This window comes from Aliiglaciecola litoralis (assembly GCF_039523355.1).
Lineage (GTDB): Bacteria > Pseudomonadota > Gammaproteobacteria > Enterobacterales > Alteromonadaceae > Aliiglaciecola > Aliiglaciecola litoralis.
The window spans coordinates 122,908-145,200 of the sequence record NZ_BAAAFD010000002.1 but is presented as its reverse complement, the minus strand read 5'-3'; the positions used below and the strand labels follow the sequence as shown (position 1 = coordinate 145,200).

At 43.6% G+C, this 22,293-nt stretch carries 23 protein-coding genes; 13 read left to right on the top strand and 10 right to left on the bottom strand.

What is annotated here, in order from left to right:
• Positions 1-56 precede the first annotated feature (56 nt).
• Complete coding sequence (locus tag ABD036_RS04305) at positions 57-1,040, bottom strand: serine/threonine dehydratase (RefSeq protein WP_343857982.1); 984 nt, start codon at positions 1,038-1,040, stop codon at positions 57-59.
• A 362-nt stretch (positions 1,041-1,402) separates the two neighbouring features.
• Here ABD036_RS04305 and ABD036_RS04300 point away from each other — a divergent pair, with 362 nt between their 5' ends.
• The gene (locus tag ABD036_RS04300) at positions 1,403-1,774 is read left to right on the top strand and encodes a PH domain-containing protein (protein ID WP_343857980.1); all 372 of its coding nucleotides are present in this window, start codon (positions 1,403-1,405) and stop codon (positions 1,772-1,774) included.
• A gap of 65 nt (positions 1,775-1,839) precedes the next feature.
• On the opposite strand, the gene ABD036_RS04295 is transcribed toward ABD036_RS04300, so the two are convergent.
• Positions 1,840-3,042, bottom strand: a complete 1,203-nt coding sequence (locus ABD036_RS04295) for a DUF4785 domain-containing protein (RefSeq protein WP_343856860.1) — start codon at positions 3,040-3,042, stop codon at positions 1,840-1,842.
• Positions 3,043-3,052: 10 nt separating this feature from the next.
• Entirely contained in the window at positions 3,053-3,907 is an 855-nt protein-coding gene (locus ABD036_RS04290; protein ID WP_425542553.1) for a hypothetical protein, read from the bottom strand.
• Positions 3,908-4,271: 364 nt separating this feature from the next.
• Here ABD036_RS04290 and ABD036_RS04285 point away from each other — a divergent pair, with 364 nt between their 5' ends.
• Positions 4,272-5,381 (top strand): glycosyl hydrolase, encoded by a 1,110-nt coding sequence (locus ABD036_RS04285; RefSeq protein ID WP_343856858.1) that lies wholly within the window; start codon positions 4,272-4,274, stop codon positions 5,379-5,381.
• A gap of 186 nt (positions 5,382-5,567) precedes the next feature.
• Entirely contained in the window at positions 5,568-6,554 is a 987-nt protein-coding gene (locus tag ABD036_RS04280) for an aldo/keto reductase (protein WP_343856856.1), read from the top strand.
• Positions 6,555-6,624: 70 nt separating this feature from the next.
• Here ABD036_RS04280 and ABD036_RS04275 read toward each other — a convergent pair whose 3' ends face one another.
• Positions 6,625-8,844, bottom strand: a complete 2,220-nt coding sequence (locus ABD036_RS04275) for a S9 family peptidase (RefSeq protein WP_343856854.1) — start codon at positions 8,842-8,844, stop codon at positions 6,625-6,627.
• 70 nt (positions 8,845-8,914) lie between these two features.
• Between ABD036_RS04275 and ABD036_RS04270 the strand changes: the two genes are divergently transcribed.
• The 3 genes from ABD036_RS04270 (at position 8,915) to ABD036_RS04260 (ending at position 10,793) form a co-directional block, all read left to right on the top strand.
• Positions 8,915-9,544 carry an NAD-dependent epimerase/dehydratase family protein gene (locus ABD036_RS04270; RefSeq protein ID WP_343856851.1) on the top strand — a complete coding sequence of 210 codons (630 nt, stop codon included), beginning with the start codon at positions 8,915-8,917 and terminating at the stop codon, positions 9,542-9,544.
• Between the two features lie 13 nt (positions 9,545-9,557).
• Entirely contained in the window at positions 9,558-10,295 is a 738-nt protein-coding gene (locus tag ABD036_RS04265) for a tRNA1(Val) (adenine(37)-N6)-methyltransferase (RefSeq protein WP_343856849.1), read from the top strand.
• Positions 10,296-10,415: 120 nt separating this feature from the next.
• Positions 10,416-10,793 carry a hypothetical protein gene (locus ABD036_RS04260; RefSeq protein WP_343856846.1) on the top strand — a complete coding sequence of 126 codons (378 nt, stop codon included), beginning with the start codon at positions 10,416-10,418 and terminating at the stop codon, positions 10,791-10,793.
• 92 nt (positions 10,794-10,885) lie between these two features.
• Here the strand turns inward: ABD036_RS04260 and ABD036_RS04255 are convergent, their stop codons facing one another.
• From ABD036_RS04255 to fldB, 3 genes are all read right to left on the bottom strand, one after another.
• A complete protein-coding gene (locus ABD036_RS04255; RefSeq protein ID WP_343856844.1) occupies positions 10,886-11,296 on the bottom strand; it encodes an ExbD/TolR family protein in 411 nt (136 codons plus the stop codon).
• 117 nt (positions 11,297-11,413) lie between these two features.
• On the bottom strand, positions 11,414-12,208 hold the full coding sequence (locus ABD036_RS04250) for a CLCA_X family protein (RefSeq protein ID WP_425542542.1): 795 nt from the start codon (positions 12,206-12,208) through the stop codon (positions 11,414-11,416).
• A gap of 16 nt (positions 12,209-12,224) precedes the next feature.
• Entirely contained in the window at positions 12,225-12,761 is a 537-nt protein-coding gene (fldB, locus tag ABD036_RS04245; RefSeq protein ID WP_343857973.1) for a flavodoxin FldB, read from the bottom strand.
• Positions 12,762-12,995: 234 nt separating this feature from the next.
• On the opposite strand from fldB, the gene ABD036_RS04240 reads away from it, so the two are divergent.
• From ABD036_RS04240 to ABD036_RS04230, 3 genes are all read left to right on the top strand, one after another.
• Positions 12,996-14,411, top strand: coding sequence for a hypothetical protein (locus ABD036_RS04240; protein ID WP_343856842.1), 1,416 nt, complete (start codon positions 12,996-12,998; stop codon positions 14,409-14,411).
• Positions 14,412-14,552: 141 nt separating this feature from the next.
• Complete coding sequence (locus ABD036_RS04235; protein ID WP_343856841.1) at positions 14,553-15,353, top strand: hypothetical protein; 801 nt, start codon at positions 14,553-14,555, stop codon at positions 15,351-15,353.
• A gap of 86 nt (positions 15,354-15,439) precedes the next feature.
• Positions 15,440-16,564: a hypothetical protein gene (locus tag ABD036_RS04230; RefSeq protein WP_343856839.1), complete on the top strand. Its 1,125-nt coding sequence runs from the start codon at positions 15,440-15,442 to the stop codon at positions 16,562-16,564.
• 67 nt (positions 16,565-16,631) lie between these two features.
• On the opposite strand, the gene msrA is transcribed toward ABD036_RS04230, so the two are convergent.
• Positions 16,632-17,171, bottom strand: coding sequence for a peptide-methionine (S)-S-oxide reductase MsrA (gene msrA / locus ABD036_RS04225; protein WP_343856837.1), 540 nt, complete (start codon positions 17,169-17,171; stop codon positions 16,632-16,634).
• Positions 17,172-17,294: 123 nt separating this feature from the next.
• On the opposite strand from msrA, the gene ABD036_RS04220 reads away from it, so the two are divergent.
• The 3 genes from ABD036_RS04220 to ABD036_RS04210 all read left to right on the top strand — a co-directional run bounded on the left by ABD036_RS04220 (position 17,295) and on the right by ABD036_RS04210 (position 20,064).
• Positions 17,295-17,735 (top strand): thiol-disulfide oxidoreductase DCC family protein, encoded by a 441-nt coding sequence (locus ABD036_RS04220; protein WP_343856835.1) that lies wholly within the window; start codon positions 17,295-17,297, stop codon positions 17,733-17,735.
• A 25-nt stretch (positions 17,736-17,760) separates the two neighbouring features.
• Entirely contained in the window at positions 17,761-18,495 is a 735-nt protein-coding gene (locus tag ABD036_RS04215; protein ID WP_343856833.1) for an SDR family NAD(P)-dependent oxidoreductase, read from the top strand.
• Between the two features lie 150 nt (positions 18,496-18,645).
• The gene (locus ABD036_RS04210; RefSeq protein ID WP_343856831.1) at positions 18,646-20,064 is read left to right on the top strand and encodes a sodium-dependent transporter; all 1,419 of its coding nucleotides are present in this window, start codon (positions 18,646-18,648) and stop codon (positions 20,062-20,064) included.
• Positions 20,065-20,123: 59 nt separating this feature from the next.
• Here ABD036_RS04210 and ABD036_RS04205 read toward each other — a convergent pair whose 3' ends face one another.
• Both ABD036_RS04205 and ABD036_RS04200 read right to left on the bottom strand, forming a co-directional pair.
• On the bottom strand, positions 20,124-20,957 hold the full coding sequence (locus ABD036_RS04205; protein ID WP_343856830.1) for an NAD(P)H-binding protein: 834 nt from the start codon (positions 20,955-20,957) through the stop codon (positions 20,124-20,126).
• Between the two features lie 15 nt (positions 20,958-20,972).
• Positions 20,973-21,752 carry a YggN family protein gene (locus ABD036_RS04200; RefSeq protein WP_343856829.1) on the bottom strand — a complete coding sequence of 260 codons (780 nt, stop codon included), beginning with the start codon at positions 21,750-21,752 and terminating at the stop codon, positions 20,973-20,975.
• A gap of 293 nt (positions 21,753-22,045) precedes the next feature.
• Here ABD036_RS04200 and ABD036_RS04195 point away from each other — a divergent pair, with 293 nt between their 5' ends.
• Entirely contained in the window at positions 22,046-22,225 is a 180-nt protein-coding gene (locus ABD036_RS04195) for a hypothetical protein (protein ID WP_343856827.1), read from the top strand.
• Positions 22,226-22,293: the final 68 nt, after the last annotated feature.

The following is a 22,293-nucleotide window of genomic DNA, read 5'->3' as shown; positions in this document are numbered from 1 at the left end:
TTTTTCCACTTCCTTTTTTGAACAAATACGCTGCCGTAAAACGGTTACAATTGCAACTATATTGCGGGCAATTGCGCTAGATAATCGATGGACCAAATTTGGGCCATTTTTTGTTGATCAATATTGCCACCGGATAGCAGAACCACCACGGTTTGATTTTTTGGCACCGTGCGTAACCATTCCACTACCGCTTGCATGGTCATTGCGCAGGTAGGCTCCATATGTAGTTTCAACAGGTGTTGCAACCATTGAGTCCAATAGGCGATATGCTGCTCTGAAACTTCATATAGGGCATCGAGTTGCTGTAAAATTGGGAAGGTATGCTCGCCTACAGATGGAGTCGCAGCGCCATCGGCCAGTGTGTTGGCCGGCCCATCGAGACTGACTATTTTACCCAGACGCAATGACTGAGCGGCATCATTAGCATTTAAAGGTTCAGCACCGATCACTTTGGCATGCGGAAAGACTGCGCGAGTTGTGAGTAACGTGCCAGACAACAAACCACCGCCGCCACAAGGTGCAAACACCGCATCCACTTTGCCTGTCTGCTCAAAGGTATCTAGCGCAAGTGTTCCTTGACCCGCAATGATATCAGGGTGATTAAACGGCGGGATCCACAAGGTATCAGGTTCTTTGGCAGCCTCTTGAACCGCATTATCCGCTTCAATTCGAGTTTCGAATAGGGCTAGTTGGGCTCCATAAAACTGGGTTGCTGCCGCTTTCACCGCAGACACATTTTGGGTGCTAAATATCTTTGCCGGAATGCCATACAAATTTGCTGCATAGGCCACTGCTTGGGCGTGATTACCCGAACTATTGGCGACAATTTTGTTTGGTAGCTGATTGTTTTCTGCGAGTCTGGCTAACACATTTAGCGCCCCACGCACCTTAAATGCCCCTGTATGTTGCAGGCATTCTGCTTTAAATATAATCCGACTACCCAGCCACTGATTTAACAGGCTCGACTCGTAAATTGGGGTTTGATGGATCTTTTTATCGATGCGCTTGCGGGCATCGACAATGTCAGAAAATGAAATCATATCGTCCATTTGTTAGTTCACCTGAACTGAAGGATAATAAGTGCTCCGCAATAACGCCCTTTTAAGCTTATCTGCGTTGCGTTTTCTAGCAATAGGCCAGCTATTAAGTACGAAAACTCGCTTGCTAATCGCTAAAATTGAATCATCGTTGGGTGTTTGGAAGATTTTATTTTACTTATCCTCACTAACACTTTGAAATTGTAATGTAATATTTACTTGCTCGACACGTCTTATCTTTAAGTTCAGTTAGTTAAAGTGAACGCTTAGTGAAGCATATTTTTCGGTCTTTGGGTATCGCCGACGGTTGTGTTTTACAAGCAATACCTTATGCTTCATTTTAAGCTAACCACTGGAGACTAATGATGGGTTTACTGGATAAAATGCTCGGCAATGCCTCAGAGATCGATGTGGCGGAGGTCAGCGAAGAGCTCAGCCCAATCATCGGCGAAAATGAGTCGATTGAGCGGGTATTTAAAGAAATACGCGACATGTACGTGTTTACTACTAAACGCCTTATTTTGATTGATAAACAGGGAATTACCGGCAGAAAAGTGGATTACCACACCATTCCCTATCGCGCGATCACCCAATTCAAAATTGAGTCCGCAGGGCATTTTGATATGGATGCCGAGCTCAAAATTTGGATTTCAGGTCAAGATAACCCGATTGAAAAAGAGCTCAATAAAAATGTGGTAGTCGGTATTCAGAAGACCCTCGCCAATCATCTCGTCTAAGCAATATTAAAAAAAGGAGCGGGTTAACTAACGCGTTATTTAACCCGCCCTGTTTCCATTTACGATTAACGCCATTTATATTTGGGGTCGATAATTGGCTTTTGACTTTGTAGGCTATTTTGTTCCTGTAGCAACGCCATTTGGTGCTGATCATACAATCTGATGTTGTCTATTTTGTAGGGCGCTTTTAAGTTTGCTTTGGCAACCATACTGGGGTCAAAGTTAAGTGGCAATATTGCCATTCCTGCATTGAGCTCTAGTGCTACATGGCTCTCCGCTGCCGCTACAAACTTGCCTGTTGGATTGGTAGCATACAAGATAGCTCGCACTTCAAAACGACTAAATTCGTCTACTAAAACATGTACTTGAGCTGTTTCTATATCGTTAGGCTCCATCACTGTGTCAGCAATATTGGCGGTAGGTTGACTCAATGCTAAGGCTAATTTAGCTTTGCGATTAAAGACATTGCCGTTGTGATAACCATTTGCTTCAATTAACAATTCATACAAGCCATTAATGGGTGCAATAATATTGCTTAACTGCGGACGCAGAAAATAGAATTTCCCATCTTTATATTCTGATTTGAGCTTCACTTTAGATCCGTCAACTCCGACTAAAACGGCCTTGAAACTGACAGGTCTTAGCAGCCTCATTGAGGTTCTTAAGGTTCGAGGCAAAGACACAGACGCTGACGCCAAATATTTACGTTGATGATCAATATTTGGATTCTCAGTAGCAAGCTGCAAAACATAATCACTTTGCGGCTCTCTAATCATCACTAAAAATTTGTCAGTAGGGTTTAGTGGCTGTGTTGATTTTAACGTTAAAGGTCCGTTGTCTTGCGCAGCTTTATCAGTAAACAATGCAGTCGATTTTGAGAAAAAACCGGTCTGCGCTAGCTGCGACTCGGCAACCCCTTTGCTTTCAACTATCTTTCCATGTTCGGAAACAAGTTGCATTAAGCTAACGTCTAGTTTTCCGAAATCGGCGTGAGTTGAGTGGTTAGCTGATCCATCTCGAGCTTGTGATATCAGCATCAGTACCTGTGGACTTGTATTATTGATAGGTACGCCTTTATTCAAGGCTGCCCCTGTTATTTCAAACCAGTACTCTTTACTAGAAATCGCATAGCTGCGGTCGATATCGAATGAGCTTGCTGTATTTTCAATAGGCTTGGTGTAATGGCTAGCTTGTGCCGCATAAATTGCCATGCTAAACAAAGAGCTACCTAGGACGAATATAATCTTCATTAGTTGTTTCTTGTTCATGACAATCTCCCTATATATCGTTACGAAGTACTTGGTCTAAACCAAAGCAGGCGCGACGTGATTGCTGATGGCTAAGCGGCTCACCGCCATTCATTACTTGTTTGTCTCTAAACCAAACCGTCCCTGCCACTTCTTGAGAGCTGCATTCCAAAAAACCATCCGAACAAGAATTCAGCCAATTTTGGGTAAACTCAAGGGCAACTTGGTTACTGTAACCACCGCAATAGCTATCCGAGTCAAAAGGTGAAGATTCTACATCTGTGCCGGTGATAACTTTGAACGGAACAGGAAGCGCTCTGCCTTGTGTACCCAGCAGCCAAAACTCGTTCATGAACGCCATATATTCGACTTGCTGTAAGAATACCGCATCACTCGCGTATCCTAATAACCAGCCTAAAGACTGCTCAAAAATGTTGCCATTGATAACTGCGTTAGCTAGAGGAGTGCCGCCACTAGAAGGGGCGATCGCAGTGACATTCTTAGTAGCGGTAATAATTATCGGATATCGGAAGTCCCATGTCGGGTTAGACAAAATCCAACGGACAACATTTGCACCATTTGAGTGAGTGATGAAATGCAATTCAGTGACTTTGTTAGCAACTCCCCATCGATATATTTGATCAGCAAGGCAAACGGCGGCTCTATTCTTCCAAATATATTCTTCAAAATCACAGTTAATAACTAAATAGGGATTACTGTTTCCTGACATCACGGAGTTAATAAAATTAGGGGTCCAATAATCAACTTCGGCATTAGTTTGAAAGCCCGTTCCGTGTACAAATACGACGCCCCTTACTGCAAAGACTTGGCTTGAAAAACTTGCAAGCAATACGCTAAGCACAATCAACATCCGCCAAGATCTAATCCATTTAATGTATGAATAAATCATGATTTTATTCCTTTGAATAGTTATATAAATAGTCCAAGTATCCATGTGAATCTTGGGATTTACGGTTAAAAGCAGAACTTTGGATGCAGGCGAACGGCGGCCTAAAGCGCAGGAAAAAGCTGAGCTGATGAATAATAAGAATAGCAGGGAAACCGCAGAATAATAGGCCACACAAATTTAATTTAAACCTAATAGAGTTGATCAACGAATGTTTATAAACACTCTAAAAACCTATGCCGTATATTTTTATTGGCTATCTAGTAACTGAAAATTGGAGCGCTGAAATATCCGTGGTAAGCTGTACATTAAATAACCGTTCGCAACGTATGGATGCGACATTATGATGCAAAAAAGTACATCTTTAAGCGTGCCAGTGCTGATAGTCTCGTTGTTTTTGCTAACAATTAATCACTCGCCTGCACTCGCTCATGAAGTTGCAATACCTAGTCACCAGATTGATATTACCCCTAATATTGAATCCGCTTCGCCAAAGACCAAAGCGTTGTTAAAGACACTCGCTGAGACGATGTTTACGTCAAAAATTCTATCCGGTCAAAATGTCGGTAGCGCGAATTACCTTTTACAACAAAACTACGAAGCAAGCGTTATCGAGCTTCAACAAGAGACCGGTAAAATTCCCGCCATTTTCTCTGTTGATTATGCCTGGGAAGTCGCCCTCGATGATTACACTCAGACCAACACCATACTTGAACGTCATCTAAACGCTGGGGGCATAGTAACGGTGAGTATGCATCCGGGAAATCCTTTTCTTGGTGGTGGTTTATATACCAAAGGTACCGGAGATTACACCTTTGATGACTTATTCAAACCTGGTACAAAGCCGTACATCTTTTGGCAAACCGTACTTGTAAAGGTGGCTGATGGTCTGGAAAAGTTGCAGCAAAACCATACCGTGTTGTGGCGTCCGCTACATGAAATGAATGGCGCATGGTTCTGGTGGGGCGGAGGTGATGCCGATCAAATAACCCATGCAGAATTTAAAAAGTTATGGCTGTCAATTTATACCTATTTTGAATCCAGAAAGCTGGATAATTTATTGTGGGTGTATAGCCCAAATAGCCATCATGATGAAGGTTCAACCATAGACGTATTAACGCTTTATCCAGGAGACCAGTACGTAGATGTTGTGGCTCTAGATTACTACTCGGATACTTTTTCATTGCTGAATAAAAATGGTTCCGTTGATAAGCTACTATCACTCAACAAACCATTTGGGTTTGCCGAGTTTGGACAGCAAAGCAGAAGTCGAATGAACAACTATGACGCTTTAAACTTCCTTAAGAACAAGTTCCCGCAAACTGGGTTTGTCATCTACTGGCATACCAATACGGACAACTTTTGGCCTGTACCAAGATCAATTATTGATAATAAAAAGGCAAAAGAGTTCATGAATGATCCGCGCGTGATAACCCTTGCAGAGCTTCAATAATTTAGCGACAAAGGTTAACTATCCGCAACTTTTATTACGTTAATTATTAGCCAAAATAGTGGTAATTTTGTATCGTTTTGATACTGAATTTGGCGCTAATTACGGGTGAAACAAACGCTTTCTTCCGCACCTAAGCGCGTTTGGCGTATAGTAGATAGGCAATTTAAAGTTCACGAGGTCAAAGAGATGCAGTATAGAAGAATGGGGCAAACTGGCCTACAGCTAAGTGAGTTTGGATTAGGCTCATGGGTTAACTGGGGTACCTCTATTGGATTGGCCGAGGCTAAGGAAATATTGGCGCTGGCTTATGATGCTGGGATTAACTTTTTTGATAATGCCGAAGGGTATGAAGGTGGGTTGTCTGAGCAGATAATGGGCGATGCCATCAATGCTTTGGGTTGGTCACGAGATAGTTACGTGGTTACATCTAAAGTCTTTTGGGGGGGAGACAAACCTACGCAACGGGGGCTAAGTCGAAAGCATGTTTTTGATGCCTGTCATGCGGCGCTTAACAGGCTGAAGGTCGATTATTTAGATGTGTTTTATTGTCATCGTCCAGATATAGATACGCCAATAAGTGAAACCGTTGAAGCAATGTCAGATTTGGTTCGACAAGGAAAGGTCATGTATTGGGGCACCAGTGAATGGTCAGCGCAACAGATTACGCAGGCCAAAGCAGTGGCAAAGCAGCGAAACTTGGTAGAGCCAATGGTTGAACAACCCGAATATAATTTATTGAACCGAACCAAAGTGGAAGGTGAATTTAGACCCTTGTATTCTCAAGGACTGGGGCTAACGACATATTCGCCGCTCGCTTCTGGCTTGTTAACCGGTAAATATCTGGATGGCGTTCCTGCCGATAGTCGACTCGCTCGATCTGATTATCAATGGCTCAGAGAAATACATTTAGGTGAAGGGAATAATGCTAAACAGTCGAATATAAAACGCTTGAATGATATCGCGGGTGAACTCAATATGAGTCTATCGCATCTTGCTCTCGTCTGGATCTTAACCAATAAATGCGTCTCTTCAGTCATTCTTGGGGTGAATAATACCAAGCAGTTATCACAAAACTTAGGCGCGTTGGATAGTCGCGAAAAATTAGATGCTGAGCTGTTAACAACTATTGACGAGATACTCGGAAATAAACCCTCGGAGCCAGAGCGATTTTAAAATCACAAGGTGAAAAAGGGCGGGTTAAATAAGGTGTTATTTAACCCGCCCTTTTTGGTATTTTAATTGGTTAAGGACGACCTATGGTGCGGTCGAAGAATTGGGTGATGGTTTTGTATAAATGAATGCCGGTATTCTTGCCACGAATGCTGTGCTTTTTACCCGGGTAATCCATGGTTTCAAAGGTAATCGCCATATCCTGCAAATGCTTATACAACTTGGTACTGTGCTTAAACAATACGTTATCATCTGCCATTCCATGATAGATCAGCAGTGGATTTTTAAGATCTTTTGCATAAGGAAATACCGAAGCCGCCGTGTATGCCTCGGGCACTAGCGTAGGGTTACCCATATATCTTTCTGTGTAGTGAGTGTCATAGAGTTGCCAATCGGTAACCGGTGCACCTGATACCCCTGCGCTAAAAGTGTCACCGGCTTTAAACATGGCCATTAAGGTCATGTAGCCTCCGTAGCTATGGCCGTGAATACCAATACGCTTTTCGTCAACATAACCTAAGGATGCCAGAAACTTAGCGCCCGCAACTTGGTCGTCAACTTCTATGCTGCCCATTTTTTGATAGAGTGGCTCCTCAAAGGCTTTGCCGCGATAATTTGAACCGCGGTTATCTACCGAAAACACCACGTAACCTTTGTTAACCCAGTGCTGCATCAGTAAGCCTCGATTACCGTACCATTTATCTTGCACTACTTGTGCATGCGGGCCACCGTAAACAAACACAATGGCAGGGTGCTTACCGGTTATCTTTTTAGGCTTGAATAATCGATAGTGAAGTTGCGCACCATCAGGTGTGTCAAAGGTACCAAATTCTGGGTTCACCCATTGGGATTGATAGGTATTGAGTGGGTGGGAAGCATCAATTTGATTCTGTTCCAACCACGTTAATCGTTTGCCTTGTTGATCGTGCAAACTGACTTGCCATGGCGTGTTGAAAGTTGAAAAGCGATCGACATAGATAGTCGAATCGTCGCTAAAAGTAACTTCGTGGAAGCCTTTGCGCAGACTGACTTTATCGACTTTTCCGCCGTTTAAAGAGACTTTGTAAAGTTGTTTTTCAATTGGCGTGTCTTTGCGCCCGGTGAAAAATACCTGTTGGTTTAGCGTGTCAATCGCCTCGACATCGTCCACCACCCAGTCACCTTTGGTCAGTTGCTTAAGCATTTTGCCCTGCTTGTCGAAAAGATACAGGTGTTTAAATCCGTCGCGCTCACTGGCCCACAAAATTTGCTCGCCCTCGTTCAAAAAGTACAAGTCATCATGCAAGTTAACCCAAGTGTTACTTGATTCGGTGATAAGTACTTGTTGCTTGCCTGTTTGGGCATTGTAGGCACGCAATTCAAGCAGCTGTTGGTTGCGACTTTGCCACTGGTAAGTCAGGGTTAGACTGTCTGGCATCCATTTAGCGCGAGCTAGGTACATGTCCTTTTCTTCGCCTAAATCTATCCAGTCAATTTTTTGTGATTTGAAGTGGTAAACCCCTAAACCAATGTCAACGTTAGCGGTACCCGCTAGTGGATAACGCTGGGTCACCATTTTAATCGAGTCAGCATAAATCTCACTGCGTGTCACCATTTCAACTGGCGACATGTCGACGCGAGTGAGGGCAATGTGGGATTCATCGGGAGACCACCAATAGCCCGTCATTCTACTCATTTCTTCCTGAGCAACGAATTCTGCCATGGCATATTTTATGTTGCCGCCACCCTTAGTGGTTATCGCCTGCTCTTTGCCCGATGCGATGTGCATGATGTAGAGATTCTGCTCGCGCACATAAGAGATGTAGTTCCCCTGTGGCGAGAATTTAATATCAGTTTCAAAGGCGTCGGTGTTGAGTAACTGACGCGCTTTCTTGTCACCCAATTTCAAATAGTAAGCATCGCCGCCAAGAGGAAACAACAGTGCCGTGCCGTCATTTGACCAGAAGTAATCGATGATCCCTGTGCCACTTTCGCGCATACGCTCACGGCGTGCTTTTTCTTCATCAGAAAGTTGTTCATTGCCCGTCATGAGATCGTTTGAGTCGAACAACTTGCTGGTTTTACCGCTGGCAACATCATATTCCCACAAGTCATAGCGCTCGTAATCGCTTTCTTTACCTTTCAAAAAGGTGACGCGTTTACCGTCAGGGGAGACTTTGAGTTTTTTGGGAGCGGCTCCGTCTAGTGCGGGCGATTGAAATATACGCTCAATGGTGAGGGATTCTTGAGCTGATACTTGAAAATGTAACAACGCCGCGATGCAAGTAATCAGCGGTACAACAAACTTTTTCATGGAATACACTTTTCTGTGGTTTAAGATAGGTTATTGTAAACGTATTCAATGTTAAAAAGACAGGTTAGCCATGACAAAAAAGACAGCGTTGGTCTTAGGTGGGACAGGTTTAGTGGGGCACGAGCTGATAAAGCTGTTGTTAGCAGACAGCAGATATGACCGTATTATTTGCTTAGTGCGCAGGCCGATTGACGATGTTCCTATGGAAAATGAGCGAATTTTGCAGATCGTCACGGATTTTGATCATGAGTCGCAACCGTTTTTCGCACATGATCGTTACTTTTCCTATGATCACATTTATGTTTGCCTGGGAACCACTCTAAAGAAAGCGGGCTCCATCGATGGTTTCAGACGAGTCGATTTTGATTTAATTTATCGTGCTGCGTTGATGGCACAAACCAGTTATGCGCAAAGCTTTGTCTGGATCTCTTCAGTGGGAGCCGATATGAACAGCAAAAACCTATATCTCAGAGTGAAAGGGCAATTGGAAAAGTCTATTTTTGATCTTGAAAATTTCAATGCCTATACCGTCAGACCATCTTTATTACTCGGAGAGCGACAAGAAACCAGACGCGCAGAATCTTTGGCTATCAAGCTATGTACCTTTTTGTCGCCATTGATGGTTGGTCGTTTGCGAAAATATCGGCCAGTTGAGGCAACTGAAGTGGCGCGTCAAATGATCGCGCTGCAGCACTTCTAACGGTTTACACAGATTGAAGCAAACTTTGAATGGGTTTCAGTTTAAGCAATTTAGCATTGAACATGCCAACTGCGCCATGAAAGTCGGGACAGATAGCATCTTACTGGGCAGTTGGGTGAACACCAGACAGGCGAAACGTATTTTGGATATTGGCACAGGTAGCGGCCTTTTAGCCATTATGATGGCACAAAAAAGTACGGCAGACACACAGGTGCTAGGTATTGATATTGATGATGGTGCGGTAACACAGGCGAGCAAGAATATGCGTAATTGCCCTTGGAGTGAGAGGCTGAGTTGTCAAAAAGTAGATGTAGCCAACTTATCAGTAGATGCCCCTTATGATCTGATCATTAGTAATCCGCCTTATTTTACCCTGCCTCCTCGCTCATCGGGAAAACGCCGCTCAGACATAGAAGACACCGCCAGACGCAGTGCCAGACACCATAGCGATCTTGATCCTGCTACTTTGTTTCAACAAGTTGCGCGCCTATTAGATCCACAAGGACACTTTTACTGTGTTTTACCCAGCCACAGCCAAGACATTTTAAACTTGGCAAAACAACATGGCTTATATTGTCATCGACTTACCCATGTACACAGCGCCACACACAAACCCGCGATTAGACAATTACTGGAATTTTCCAATGTACCGAGTCAGTGTTTAGAACAGCAATTGGCTATCCACCAAAGCTCAGGTCAATACAGCGCTGAATATCGACAACTGTGCCAAGACTTCTATTTAAAGTTTTAAGATTGCGTCTAAAGGCACAGAATCACTAGAAGCGAGGATCGCTGCAAAGCGCAGGGAAATATGGATTTGGTAAATATTGTTGCTATAGTTAAAGTAACCTTATTAACTAAGTGGTGTGCTATGAGCCATATAGAGTTACCTGATTCGATTGCCAATTTAGTCGATGAATTACAGGTTGTACAATTAGTTTGGCAAGGGATCCCACTTCAACTCCCAAAATTTGCGGTCTACTGCATTATTGATAATCCGGTGTTTGATCGCTTCATCTATCGCAATAATAGGCGCATGGCATTAATTAAGTTAGGTCGTTACGAAGTCCCCGTGATCGATCCATTTCGCGGTAATATTGATCAAGCGCCTGAGCACGTTGTGATTATTTCCCATAGCAAAGATGATCGCTTTGGTTTGTACGCTTATCCAGCCGATCATGTCACCGACGATGTGCACATTCCGCTTTATCATCGTTCGGTAAAACGCATAGTGCGAGACTTTGTTTGAAGACTCGCTTGAATGCTAGATATAAAGAAACCCCAGAAACAAAAAAAGCCCATAAGGGCTTTTTTTAAACGTCTTTGCTAAACCAGAAAGCGTCAGCCTTCTTTCACCAAGATTGATACTTTATCAATACCGGCTTCTTTAGCTTGGTTCATTACTTCCACTACCACACCATGTTTGGTCTTAGGGTGGGCTTGGATAGCTGCTGAGTCGGTGTTGTTTTCAGCCAAAAAGCTTTGAATGTTGGCCACTACGCGGCGAATATCAACTTCACGATTGTCCATGACAATAGTGCCATTTTGATCAATACGGATTGCTAACGTTCTGGCATTGCTTGGTGGAGGCGGCGCATCCGGCGTTTTAGGGCGGTTAGCCATTAACCCCGTTTCTTTAACAAATGACGTTGTCACGATGAAGAAAATAAGCATGATGAACACAATGTCCAACATGGGAGTCATATCGATTTGCGCTTCGTCATCAGCCGAGCCGTGTTTTTTCTTTCTCATAAAATAAACCACAGTGATTAAACGTGAATACCCATAGTATAGAATTACTTTAGGGTGTGAGTAAATGCGTTATGTTGAATTGATTAACAAATTTCTTTATTTTTTGCTTAAAGCTGTTTACTTATCCAACGAATTGACAGCTTTTCCTAAAATTAAAAAATAATTCATCAAAAGTGCATAACTTTGCTGGCGATGTTGAGCCTGAGGATAGATGCCTACTTTTGCTTCTGCAGTTTGCTTGGTCCCTTGCACTAAAAATGCGTTTTTCAATGCATTATCCTGAATTGCGGCTTCAAATGCGCGTGCCGCCATTTCTTGAGGTTGAGCAAAGTAATAATGCTTTAAGGTTTTGTCAGCCAATGCGCAACGCTGAACATAGTCACTCGGCTCGCTTAATTGCTCAGACAAAAACAAGTGCTTAAACCAGTCTGCTAATCGTTGATTTAGTGGATGAGAGTGCATCTGGGCATCTTGTAACCATAGCGATGATGCGAACGTTAGCGATTGTGCTGTAGCAAACATTTTTGTGCTGATGTAATGATCAAAAGCGTGAAACCATTCGTGCGCCAGCGCACCACCACCGGCATTTTTAGCCAGTGCCAGTTGACGTTTTTGCACATCATAATGGGCGCAGCTGTGTTTTTGACCTCCCACCCCAAAGGCTAAAGACAAACTACCGTTGAGGGAGATGACGTGTTCGGGAACCTGCAGAATCTCCATTAAGTCGCACAGGGCATCAAAGAATAAATTTGCTGCCAATTGCTGTTCCACACCCTCGACCCATTTGCCAACGATGACCGTTTTAAAGCCAAATACTTTATTAATATCCGCAAAACTGACATCGGCACCGGCTCGGTGCTGCGGACCATTGCGATAATAAGGTTTTTGAATGCGCGGGACGGGGGTAGGCAAAATATGGGGATTAGTGTTAAGCCAATTCGCCGAGCAATTGCTCGCACCATTGGGCGATGCGTTGATCGGTTAAATCGTATTGGTTTTCATCATCTAACGACAATCCGACAAAATAACTCTTATCCTCGGTGAGCCCTTTAGATGCGATGAAATCGTATCCTTCATTTGGCCAATAACCGATAAAATCACACCCCAGAATCGCTAATTCGTCGTGCAGCATCCCTAGCGCGTCTTGGAACCAATCTGCATAGCCGAGTTGATCACCCAAACCAAACAACGCAACTGTCTTGCCTTGCAGATTCAGTGATTTAATGTCTTCCCAGCTTGATTCCCAATCTTCTTGTAACTCACCAAAGTCCCAGGTAGAGATCCCCAATATCAGTACATCAAATTGTTCGGCTTTTTTTAACGGCACATCTTTAATATTGAACAGGGTCACCACAGGACTATCAAACAGAGTGTTTAATTCAGTTTGGATCTTTTCTGCCGCCATCTCGGTATAGCAGGTGGTTGAGCCGTAAAACAACCCAATTGAAAGCGCATCTTCTGCCATAGTTCTCATTTACCTCTTAGTCAGGCCGGGTATTGTCCCTGTATGCGGTGAATTGATCCAACCCTTTTTTATTACTTCTGATAACAAAAAGGGATCAGCGCTTAATTTCTCAAAAAACCGAATCTTTTGGATGAAATGATTGTTGCGAGGTTATTAAATTCGTTATGGTAATCATTAAGTTTCATTTTGTTGGGCATCTTGGCCTCAATACAAAATACCAAAGGATGCATTATTTTGCCAAAACCACGCTATGCATTATCCCTATTGATCTTGACTTACCTGTTGAGCCCTCTCGCCATCGGTAGTGTTTCTATTCCAGTATTGGATTTTTACCCTCAGTGCGATTATCAAATATTAGATACCGTAACTGAGAGTCGTAAATTAACCCAACAGAATGGGCAATTAGCAGAGGCGTTTGTTGATCAAGCATTTAAGCTAATCGTCGAAAAGTTTACTCAGCGAGCAAATGAGCTTGATGCCCAAGGCATAATCATAATTGATAGAGATTTTGAAAAAAAACAGAAACAGAGTTGGACTAAAAATCAGCTCGAACATAATCTTGTGAGCTATACGGCGCAGTTGATAAAAACCTGCGATCCAGCTCTCGATGTCGAGAAAAAGAGCACGCCTTTCAATGCATCGGGAAAACCTCAGCAAAACTTGGTGTTAGCAAGCATTGGCGGATGGCAACAACAAATAGAGATTGTGCTGCCTAGTCAACACAAACGACATACACCGCCAATCAAAGAATCTGACATCGACCTTATGACTGGCTTATATGGCGTACCTTTAGGTACAGATTACCAAACCGTACAGCAGATGTTTGGCACACCTACTTTTGTCATGGGCATCGATCAACGCCATCGCTTAATTGCCTATGGACGCAAACATTGGCTGGTATTTCAGGACAATCAGCTGGTTCAAGCGAGCTCACATATTCCATGGTTCACCACGACCTTTACCAATTTACTGGCATTTGATGAGCGGTTTGAGCAACAAAATTGGACTTTGCAAGGCAAGATACGCTATCACGATAGTGTCTCTAACGTCCGCTCTAAACTCCCGAATAGTCGTGCATATGATAATAAATTAGTCATGCTGGGCAGTGACAACAAACTGACGATTTTATTGGATCAGTACCTTGATACAAATAGCACCGATCACACTTCAATCGTCGTTGGATTTGAATTGCGTGTTGCGGGCTTTGAATTACCGGAAATAGCTAACATAGATCATGGTCCGCAGGTACTGAAGCAAGTTAACGCTTATTTGGATAATCCCGATAGGGATGAACTAACACTGGCCATGCTTGGTGTGTCGCCTCTGGCCAGTGCGTATAAAGATTCAACATCTCAGTTACTGATATTTGGTCCGAATCTCATTATTGAGCAGTCTGGTTCAAGCCTAACTAAAATTATGTTGTTGGAGCAGTTTTTTGAATTGTCAGGAACAGTAACCACCGCTGGTTGGCGCTTTAACGGGGTAAACCAAGGACAGTCTTTAGACTCCGTTTTGCAGGTGCTGGGTGACAATGTATTTCATTTTGGCGATATTGTGGAATATAGCGAAGAGGCGTTTAGCCAGTATTTGTATTTTTACGAACAAGATGACGGCTTGATACTGTTTAGCAGTGAAATTTCCATATACTAACGTGGGACAATAAATTGTCCGGAGTTTAGGTTAAATTAAAAAGATAGCGCGCTTTGTGGCACAATTAAGTGAGCCATTTTATTATGGACTGCGCTTCAGATTTTATGGGTTTTAATCGTTTTCGTGCGAAGAGGTAAAACAATGAACAAGCTAGGTATGACTGTGGTTTTTATACTGTCAATGGCGGTGGCGTTTTGGGTTGGTACCCAATTCCCATCATCGAGTCCTGCGCAAAAGATAACCCGTGAAATATTTATCGAAGATTTTGACCAACCGGCAGTATTGAGTGTTAAAAAATCAGATCGTCGCATCAAACTTACTCATGATGGCGATGCGGATTCTGACATTCTTGACGAGACTGATCACAACGAGGATGATCACAACAGCGATGACACTGCCACAGCGAATGACGCAGATGTGATCGCTTTGCAACAACAAGTTCAAGAACTGAGTCAACAATTAGAACATCAGCAAGTTACCTTTCAACGACAAACTCAGCGCTATAACCAAGCTGTGGCTAGCTTGCGCGAAGCGGGTTTACCTGTGCCTGAAGGGATTTCACTAGAACAAGCGAGCAAACTACTTCCCGCACCCTTCAACAAGGTGATTGCCGATGCCAATCCGCAATTGGCAGACAAATTTAAAGAGTTACAGGCCCAAGAGCAAGATTTTGCGTGGGCCGTCAGAATGCAGCAACAAATCCAAGATTATTTTATCACTCACGAGAAGTCCCATTTAGTTCAATTGAACTCGATTATTTGTAAAACGGATATCTGTGAAGTCCGTGGCTTTGAAAGCCAACAGGGGGCTTACCAGATTATTATGGACGAATTAGCACAACAAGATTGGTGGTCGCCATATTCCACTCATAACGTTAGTGGAAATGATAGCGATCAAAGAGCCTACTTTTATTTGCTGGCGCGCTTTTCACGGAAATCTTAAAACCCATTGCAATCAGCTGCTTGGATTAAATAACCTGAACTCAGGTGATTTTCACTTTATAACACCTTGAATTTTAAAGGAGCCTTATGAACCGTTTTGTGACTATCTCGCTTGTTGTAGCGGTTGTGTTGTGTGGTTGTGCAGAAAAACAGCCAAAACCGACAGCACCACTGAGTCTACAGGGCCAGTGGCTGGTGGAAACTAATGGCGAAGTGATGTTAGATCCGCAAACCTCGGGTTTAAAGTTTTGGCGCGGGAAATTGCTTTCAGTCTCCGATGCCAGTGCAGATCAATCTCAACGCAAACAACTGCATATCATCGACCCGTTAACCGCGCAATTAGCTGCTGATTCACTGCCCATGATGCTTTCTGAACGGGTTCAACAAAGCTGCTTTGCCGGCTATTTAAGTGATTCACCTGATTTGGAAGCGCTGGCGATAGATCCGCGTAATGATAACGTTTTTGTGGTGGTTACCGAGGATGCAACGCGCAGTACCGGGATGTCAGAAGAATGCCATCAGCGTTACAAGATGACGGGCTCCACTGACTACCCAACGGTATTGATCCGTCTAGAATTACAAGACGACAATAGCCTGCTGATGACCCATGCACGACCCATTCAATATGATCCAGTGTTCAACCTTGGCGATTTCCCCAACGATGGCGTTGAAGGACTGGCGTTTGGCCAAGATAACATCTTGTATTTAGGGGTTGAAAAAGACGCCAAGGGCCACGCGCGTATTTTCTCACTGCAAATTAATGACGATTTTTGGCTAAGTGACGAATTTGCCGCTGTCAGCGACCCACAATTATTCATCCCTACCTATGATTCCGGCAATCACCCCGTCAATGCCATGGATTATTTGCCTGTCGCGGATCATAAAGGATTTATTGTGGCTGCCGCGCGTAATGACGATCAACTGTGGATTATCGACCTTGAAAAACAACAACCAACGCGCATTGTGTCGTTGCAATTTTTAGCCCCAACGTTAACTAGTTCAAGTGACTGTGAGCCGTGGGAATTAATGGACAATGCCTCAATTGAGGGCCTAGCTGTCGCAAATGGACGAATCTGGATGATCAACGATCCGTGGCGCAAAAACTATATGCTAAATGTGCAGTGCGAATCGAATCGCCCTAAATACCAAAAAATGGCACCCTTACTATTTTCACTGCCATTAGAACAAGTTGGCCTGCTGTCTAACCGTTAATCCCGTGACGCACAGCTAAATGGCACAAGCCTGTTAAGCTGTGCCTTTAGCGAGACTAACGCACAATTTAGCCTTTCAGGCGATTCGCAAAGTTCTTTTTAAATTTAGCCAGCTTAGGCGCCACCACCATATTGCAATACTGGTTTTGTGGGTTATTACTAAAATAATCCTGATGATAGTCTTCAGCTTGGTAGTAGTTATTAATTTCTATCACTTCAGTGACCACAGGATCTGGCCAAATTTGTTCAGCCTCGATCTCTGCAATAATATCTTCAGCGACTTTTTTCTGCGTGTCATCATGATAAAAGATAGCACTGCGATATTGGCTGCCAACATCGTTTCCTTGTCGATTTAATTGGGTCGGATTGTGCAGCGCAAAGAAAATCTCTAACACATCTCTGTAGCTCAGCACATCGGCGTCAAAATTAACCCGCACGACTTCGGCGTGTCCGGTTTGTCCTGAACAGACTTGCTCGTAGCTTGGCTCTGCCATCGATCCGCCAGCGTAGCCCGAAAATGCAGACTCGATACCTTCCACCGAATTAAACGCCGATTCGATACACCAGAAGCAACCGCCTGCTAATGTCGCTTGTTGAATATTCGCCATAAATGCCTCTTTATTTTCCCGATGTTATTCATGTGGTAGCAATTGCTTGGCATATCAAGTCATCCAAGCAATTAAGTTTTACGTATCAATCCTATTCGCTAACCAAATACGGGTAACACAGACGTGAAGTTCACCTTGTTTTACGATGGTCGATGTCCATTATGTATGATTGAGATGCGCAAGCTGCATTCTTTGGACAAACAGCAAAACTTAAATCTGGTTGATATTCATTCCAGCGAGTTTGACAGCCAATACCCTATGTTCGATAAGCAACAGCTGGACGCTCGCATTCACGGCTTATTGGAAGACGGTACTATAGTGACTGGACTGGATGCAACCTATCATGCTTGGCAACGTGTTGGTAAAGGTTGGGTATACGCACCTTTACGTTGGCCTGTTATTCGATGGTTTGCTGATTTAGGTTACCGATTGTTTGCTCGCTATCGACACTCATTGTCTTATTTACTGACCAAGCAAGCCCGTTGTCAAAGCTGTATCCCCTCGTCGTTAGCGTCCCAGCGGAGTAAACCCGCCAAGACAGAGCGGACCAAATCGTCTAAATGATCACATTATAAATGAGAACCAACTTATGACTTCACAAAACGTCCTTATTATAGGTGCATCAGGTGGCATTGGTGCAGAGCTGGTTAAACAACTGAGTCAACGACAAGACATTAGCGAAATACATGGCGTTACCCGTCAGTTATTCACTTCTAAGCTGGAAAATGTGTTTTATCATCAAGCTCAAAGTACCCAACCGCAGCAAATTATTGAAGTGTGTGACAAGCTTAAAACGCGCGGACCATTTGGATTGGTTATTTGCTGTATTGGTGCGTTACACGGTGAGCAAAACGGGGTCGAATTGCAGCCTGAAAAACGTCTTGAAGATATTTCCGTACAACAACTAGAGAGCTATTTTAAAACCAATAGCATAGCCCCAATGCTGTGGCTTCAGCATTTGATGCCGTTAGTAAAATCTCAACAAAAAGCGCAAATTGTATTGCTCAGTGCCAGAGTGGCGAGCATCACTGACAATCGACTCGGTGGATGGTATGGCTATCGCGCCAGTAAAGCGGCGCTAAATATGTTGATTAAAACAGCCCAAGTAGAATATCAGCGCAGAGCCAAAAATGTTGAACTGGTGAGTTATCATCCAGGAACGGTAGACACCCATTTGTCTAAACCATTTCAGGCCAATGTTGCCGATGACAAATTATTTACGCCTCAATACACGGTTAGCCAATTATTGTCGCACCTTAAAACGCTAGATATTGCTAACGCACCTCACTATATCGATTGGGATAATCAAACTATTCCTTGGTAACCCTGTCTTAAAAAGGCTTGTAGCAGGCGTGTTACTTGGCTTACACTTTTTGTTTGCGGTTTATGTTAGCAAGCGAAGACATTTTTATCACAGACTGCTAACATCTGGCGTCACAAAACATAATTAAAAAAATAACAAAAGGAAAAATTCATGGCAGCTCGCGAACAGTTTGGTTCTCGTCTCGGGTTTATTTTAGCCGCCGCTGGCTCGGCCGTCGGTATTGGCAACATGGTGGGCTTTCCAGTTGCCGCTACTAAAAACGGTGGTGGCGCATTCTTGTTGCTTTATGCCTTGTTTGTCGTGCTTATCTGCCTACCAGTGATGCTAGCTGAGATGTCTGTTGGGCGACACAGCCGCAAAGATCCGTTAAATGCATATACGCATTTAACCAATAATGAACCCCACTGGCGGGTTGCGGGTTGGCTGTCCATTATAACGCCCTTCATGATCGCAGTTTTTTATCTGGTTATTACCGTGTGGATCTTTGGTTACTTGTTTCAATCCATCATGGGTAATTTAGACCAGCTTGCAGACCCAGCGACCTTCGGTGCATTTATCCAATCTTCTGACTTATTTATTTACATGGTTGCAGTGCTTGCCGTGGTGTATTTGATTTTGCAAGGTGGCGTGAAGCAAGGTATTGAAAAAGCCGCTAAGGTGATGATGCCTGCGCTGTTTTTTATGCTCATCGGCTTGGTAATTTTCGTCCTTACGCTGGATAACGCCTTTGCTGGAGTGGAATACTATCTAGTACCTGATTTCAGTAAAATTACCGCCTCGGTAGTCAGCGCGGCCTTGTCTCAGGCATTCTTCTCGCTATCCTTAGGGATGGGGATTATGATCACTTACGGCTCTTATTTGGATAGCAAAAGTGATGTGCCGGGTTCGGCCAAGTTCGTGGCATTAGCTGATACTGGTGTCGCTTTCATTGCCGGTTTGTTGATTTTACCGGCAATATTCTCGTTTAATCCGGACACCAACACTGCCGAATTAAGTGATTCATCGGTGGGCATGATCTTTACGTTCTTACCGAAAATATTCCTCGCGCTACAAGCTTCTATTGGTTACCTCGGTGCCAGCATCGTAGCTTCACTGTTCTTCTTACTGGTGTTCTTCGCGGCAATTACCTCATTGGTGTCGATTTTTGAAGTGCCTGTTTCGGCCTTCATGGAGTCGAAAAAAGTATCGCGCAAGAAAGCCTTAGGATTAATGGGCGCATTGCTGGTGGTTACCTCAGTCATTGCTTCAATGTCGTTTGGTATCTGGGATCCAGTGACGAGCTTTGTTACTTATGCGGACCAAAGCAAATCGTTGTTTGATGTGATCGTTGATGTCTTTTATGACACCATCTTGCCGTTAAATGGGTTATTGATTTGTTTGTTCGTTATTTATCGTTGGAAGAAAGACAACTTTAATGCTGAGCTCGATGAAGGCGCGCCCAACTACAAAGGCAGCTTTTTTGAGAAATATGTCGATTTCTCAGTGGGAACCTTTATTCCAGTGATATTACTTTTGATCTTTATCAATACAGTGGCACTGAAGTATTTTGGTGAAGCGCTGGTGGGCTAGCACTAACGTGATATTGACAAAGCCGGTTACTTAACAGTATCCGGCTTTTTTATTGGTTTTCATTGCTTGGGGTTCTGGTTTGACAGCATGTCGTAAGGACTGGGGTAGGTCATGGTCATGCCCAAAGTATCCAGTGTCAGCTGACAATTGATTTGTTTTCCCAATTCGCTACTTGTAGTTGCGCAAAAGCTAGGAGTCGCTAAGCCAAGCGATTGTGCAGCCCAACAGTAATACGCTTCACGACTAGGATGGTCGCGGGCACTTAAGTGAAAAGTTTGGCCAAAGTGTTGGCCTTTAATAATGTATTTAATGGCTTGGATGACATCACCGCGATGGACAAGATTCACCACCTGTTGGCCTTGCTCAATGTCTTTCTTACCCGCTAAGAATCGAGCTGGATGACGATCTTCCGAAACTAAGCCCGCCAGCCTTAAAATACTGGCCTGGGGTCCAAAGGTGTGTCTAATCCACTGCTCAATCTCAACATGCACTTTAGCACTATCGGTGGTCGGGTTGGGTTCAGAATATTCGTATACGACACGACTAGCCTCACCGTATACCGCGGTGGTGGAGATAAATAATAGTGATTTAGTTCCGCTGGTTTTGGCTTGACTGATCAGGGCCTTCATCTGGCTCAAAAAAACGTCAGGTTGCAGCGTTTTGCGACCCGGAGGAATGTTGATAATCAGCATGTCGGTGTTGAGTAACGCTTGGACCGCCTCTGAACTGAGATCTTGGCCTAATTCAAACTGCTGAGCTTGAATATGTTGCTGTTGCAGGGATAAAACGCCTTTTTCAGAACGTTTTGTGGCCAAAATTTGATGGCCATTTTCGCCAAGCGCTTTGGCAAGAGGCAGGCCCAACCAGCCTGCACCAATAAGTGTGATTTTCACGTTGTCATTGCTCTGTTACATACGTTGATGTGATTTATTCACAGATATAAGATCCAAGCCAGATAATTCGCTAAGTGATGCTTGTAATTGGTTCTCAGCTTTATCGATATCGACCATTTGATAACACAGTGCGTCCGCTTTTTCTTCAATTACGGCAGCTTGAGCTTCTACTTTGCGCTCAATGTCCTCACCAAAGGTTTCCATACGTTGCTCAAAGCTTCCATCGCCATCACCGAAAATGAGCTGCTGTCCGATAGCAACCATTAAATGTCCAATGGATGAGCTGACCACTTCTTCAATCGCTTCTTCAAAGTCATCTTCCCACTGAGCGCCAAACAGTTCACCATCAGAAAAGTGGGTCGATTGCAGCTGGATACTGCCATCTTGCGCATAGAATTTAGTTTGAATCTTGTCACGGATCTCATCGAGTTTATATTGGATTTTATCGACCGCATTAGAATCTGTACCAAGCAAGCCACCAAATACTTCCGTTACCGCAGAGCTTGCAATGGCAACGCCATCTAAGGCGATTTCAGCCACCGCTGGGACGGCTTGATAAATACCGTTATAATAACTCGACATCCATTGTTGTTGTTCTGCATTAAGCACAACCGATTTGCCATTTACACGCAATGTTTCGCCAGCGGTAATCGCGATGACATCCTGCTCTTCAGTAGTAACTGTAAGTACGTTATTTACTAGAGATACATTACCTTCGATATTAACATCACATTGATGTGCCATCGCACCTGAAGTTGAAACGAGTAAGCTTGCCGCAATTAGTGTCTTTTTCATAGTGAGTTCCTATTTTTCAATTACCCTGTTGAACAACCATTTTGTTGTTATTGTCGAATAGTGAGCAACACTTGGGCCATATTTGAAAAATTGAATAAAAACAATGATATAGATTTTATGCAATGACATTAAGGATAGTGGACTAAAACAAAAATACTACATCAAACCAAATTGTGGTCATTTTCACTATGTGGCTAATCGTGAATTTTCTTATTGTTTTGAATTGGGAACTTCCCAAAATTGTCGATTTTGGTGCATAATAAGCACTGTCTTATTTGGTTGTTGGAGTTCTCATGATTGAAGCTATTTTTTTCGGGATCACTGTGCTGGCTTTCGTCATCGGCATTAGTTGCGTGATCATGGGGTTTTTACCCTCACCTGCGAGCGGAATGCGTGAGAAAGTGGAGTACAGTTTTTTTGGTATCACGGGGTTGGTGATTGGATTGTTATTTTTGGTCGCGCTCATTTGGTAGCACAAATATCCTGTCGATGTTAACAGTCTGCCGAGTTTATTGACTCGGCTAGCTGACAAAAATAGTCT

Coding starts and splice junctions, on each gene's coding strand:
- ABD036_RS04305 (WP_343857982.1), bottom strand. CDS start 1,040: ATGATTTCATTTTCTGACATTGTCGATGCCCGCAAGCGCATCGATAAA.
- ABD036_RS04300 (WP_343857980.1), top strand. CDS start 1,403: ATGGGTTTACTGGATAAAATGCTCGGCAATGCCTCAGAGATCGATGTG.
- ABD036_RS04295 (WP_343856860.1), bottom strand. CDS start 3,042: ATGAACAAGAAACAACTAATGAAGATTATATTCGTCCTAGGTAGCTCT.
- ABD036_RS04285 (WP_343856858.1), top strand. CDS start 4,272: ATGATGCAAAAAAGTACATCTTTAAGCGTGCCAGTGCTGATAGTCTCG.
- ABD036_RS04280 (WP_343856856.1), top strand. CDS start 5,568: ATGCAGTATAGAAGAATGGGGCAAACTGGCCTACAGCTAAGTGAGTTT.
- ABD036_RS04275 (WP_343856854.1), bottom strand. CDS start 8,844: ATGAAAAAGTTTGTTGTACCGCTGATTACTTGCATCGCGGCGTTGTTA.
- ABD036_RS04270 (WP_343856851.1), top strand. CDS start 8,915: ATGACAAAAAAGACAGCGTTGGTCTTAGGTGGGACAGGTTTAGTGGGG.
- ABD036_RS04260 (WP_343856846.1), top strand. CDS start 10,416: ATGAGCCATATAGAGTTACCTGATTCGATTGCCAATTTAGTCGATGAA.
- ABD036_RS04255 (WP_343856844.1), bottom strand. CDS start 11,296: ATGAGAAAGAAAAAACACGGCTCGGCTGATGACGAAGCGCAAATCGAT.
- fldB (WP_343857973.1), bottom strand. CDS start 12,761: ATGGCAGAAGATGCGCTTTCAATTGGGTTGTTTTACGGCTCAACCACC.
- ABD036_RS04235 (WP_343856841.1), top strand. CDS start 14,553: ATGAACAAGCTAGGTATGACTGTGGTTTTTATACTGTCAATGGCGGTG.
- ABD036_RS04230 (WP_343856839.1), top strand. CDS start 15,440: ATGAACCGTTTTGTGACTATCTCGCTTGTTGTAGCGGTTGTGTTGTGT.
- msrA (WP_343856837.1), bottom strand. CDS start 17,171: ATGGCGAATATTCAACAAGCGACATTAGCAGGCGGTTGCTTCTGGTGT.
- ABD036_RS04215 (WP_343856833.1), top strand. CDS start 17,761: ATGACTTCACAAAACGTCCTTATTATAGGTGCATCAGGTGGCATTGGT.
- ABD036_RS04210 (WP_343856831.1), top strand. CDS start 18,646: ATGGCAGCTCGCGAACAGTTTGGTTCTCGTCTCGGGTTTATTTTAGCC.
- ABD036_RS04200 (WP_343856829.1), bottom strand. CDS start 21,752: ATGAAAAAGACACTAATTGCGGCAAGCTTACTCGTTTCAACTTCAGGT.
- ABD036_RS04195 (WP_343856827.1), top strand. CDS start 22,046: ATGATTGAAGCTATTTTTTTCGGGATCACTGTGCTGGCTTTCGTCATC.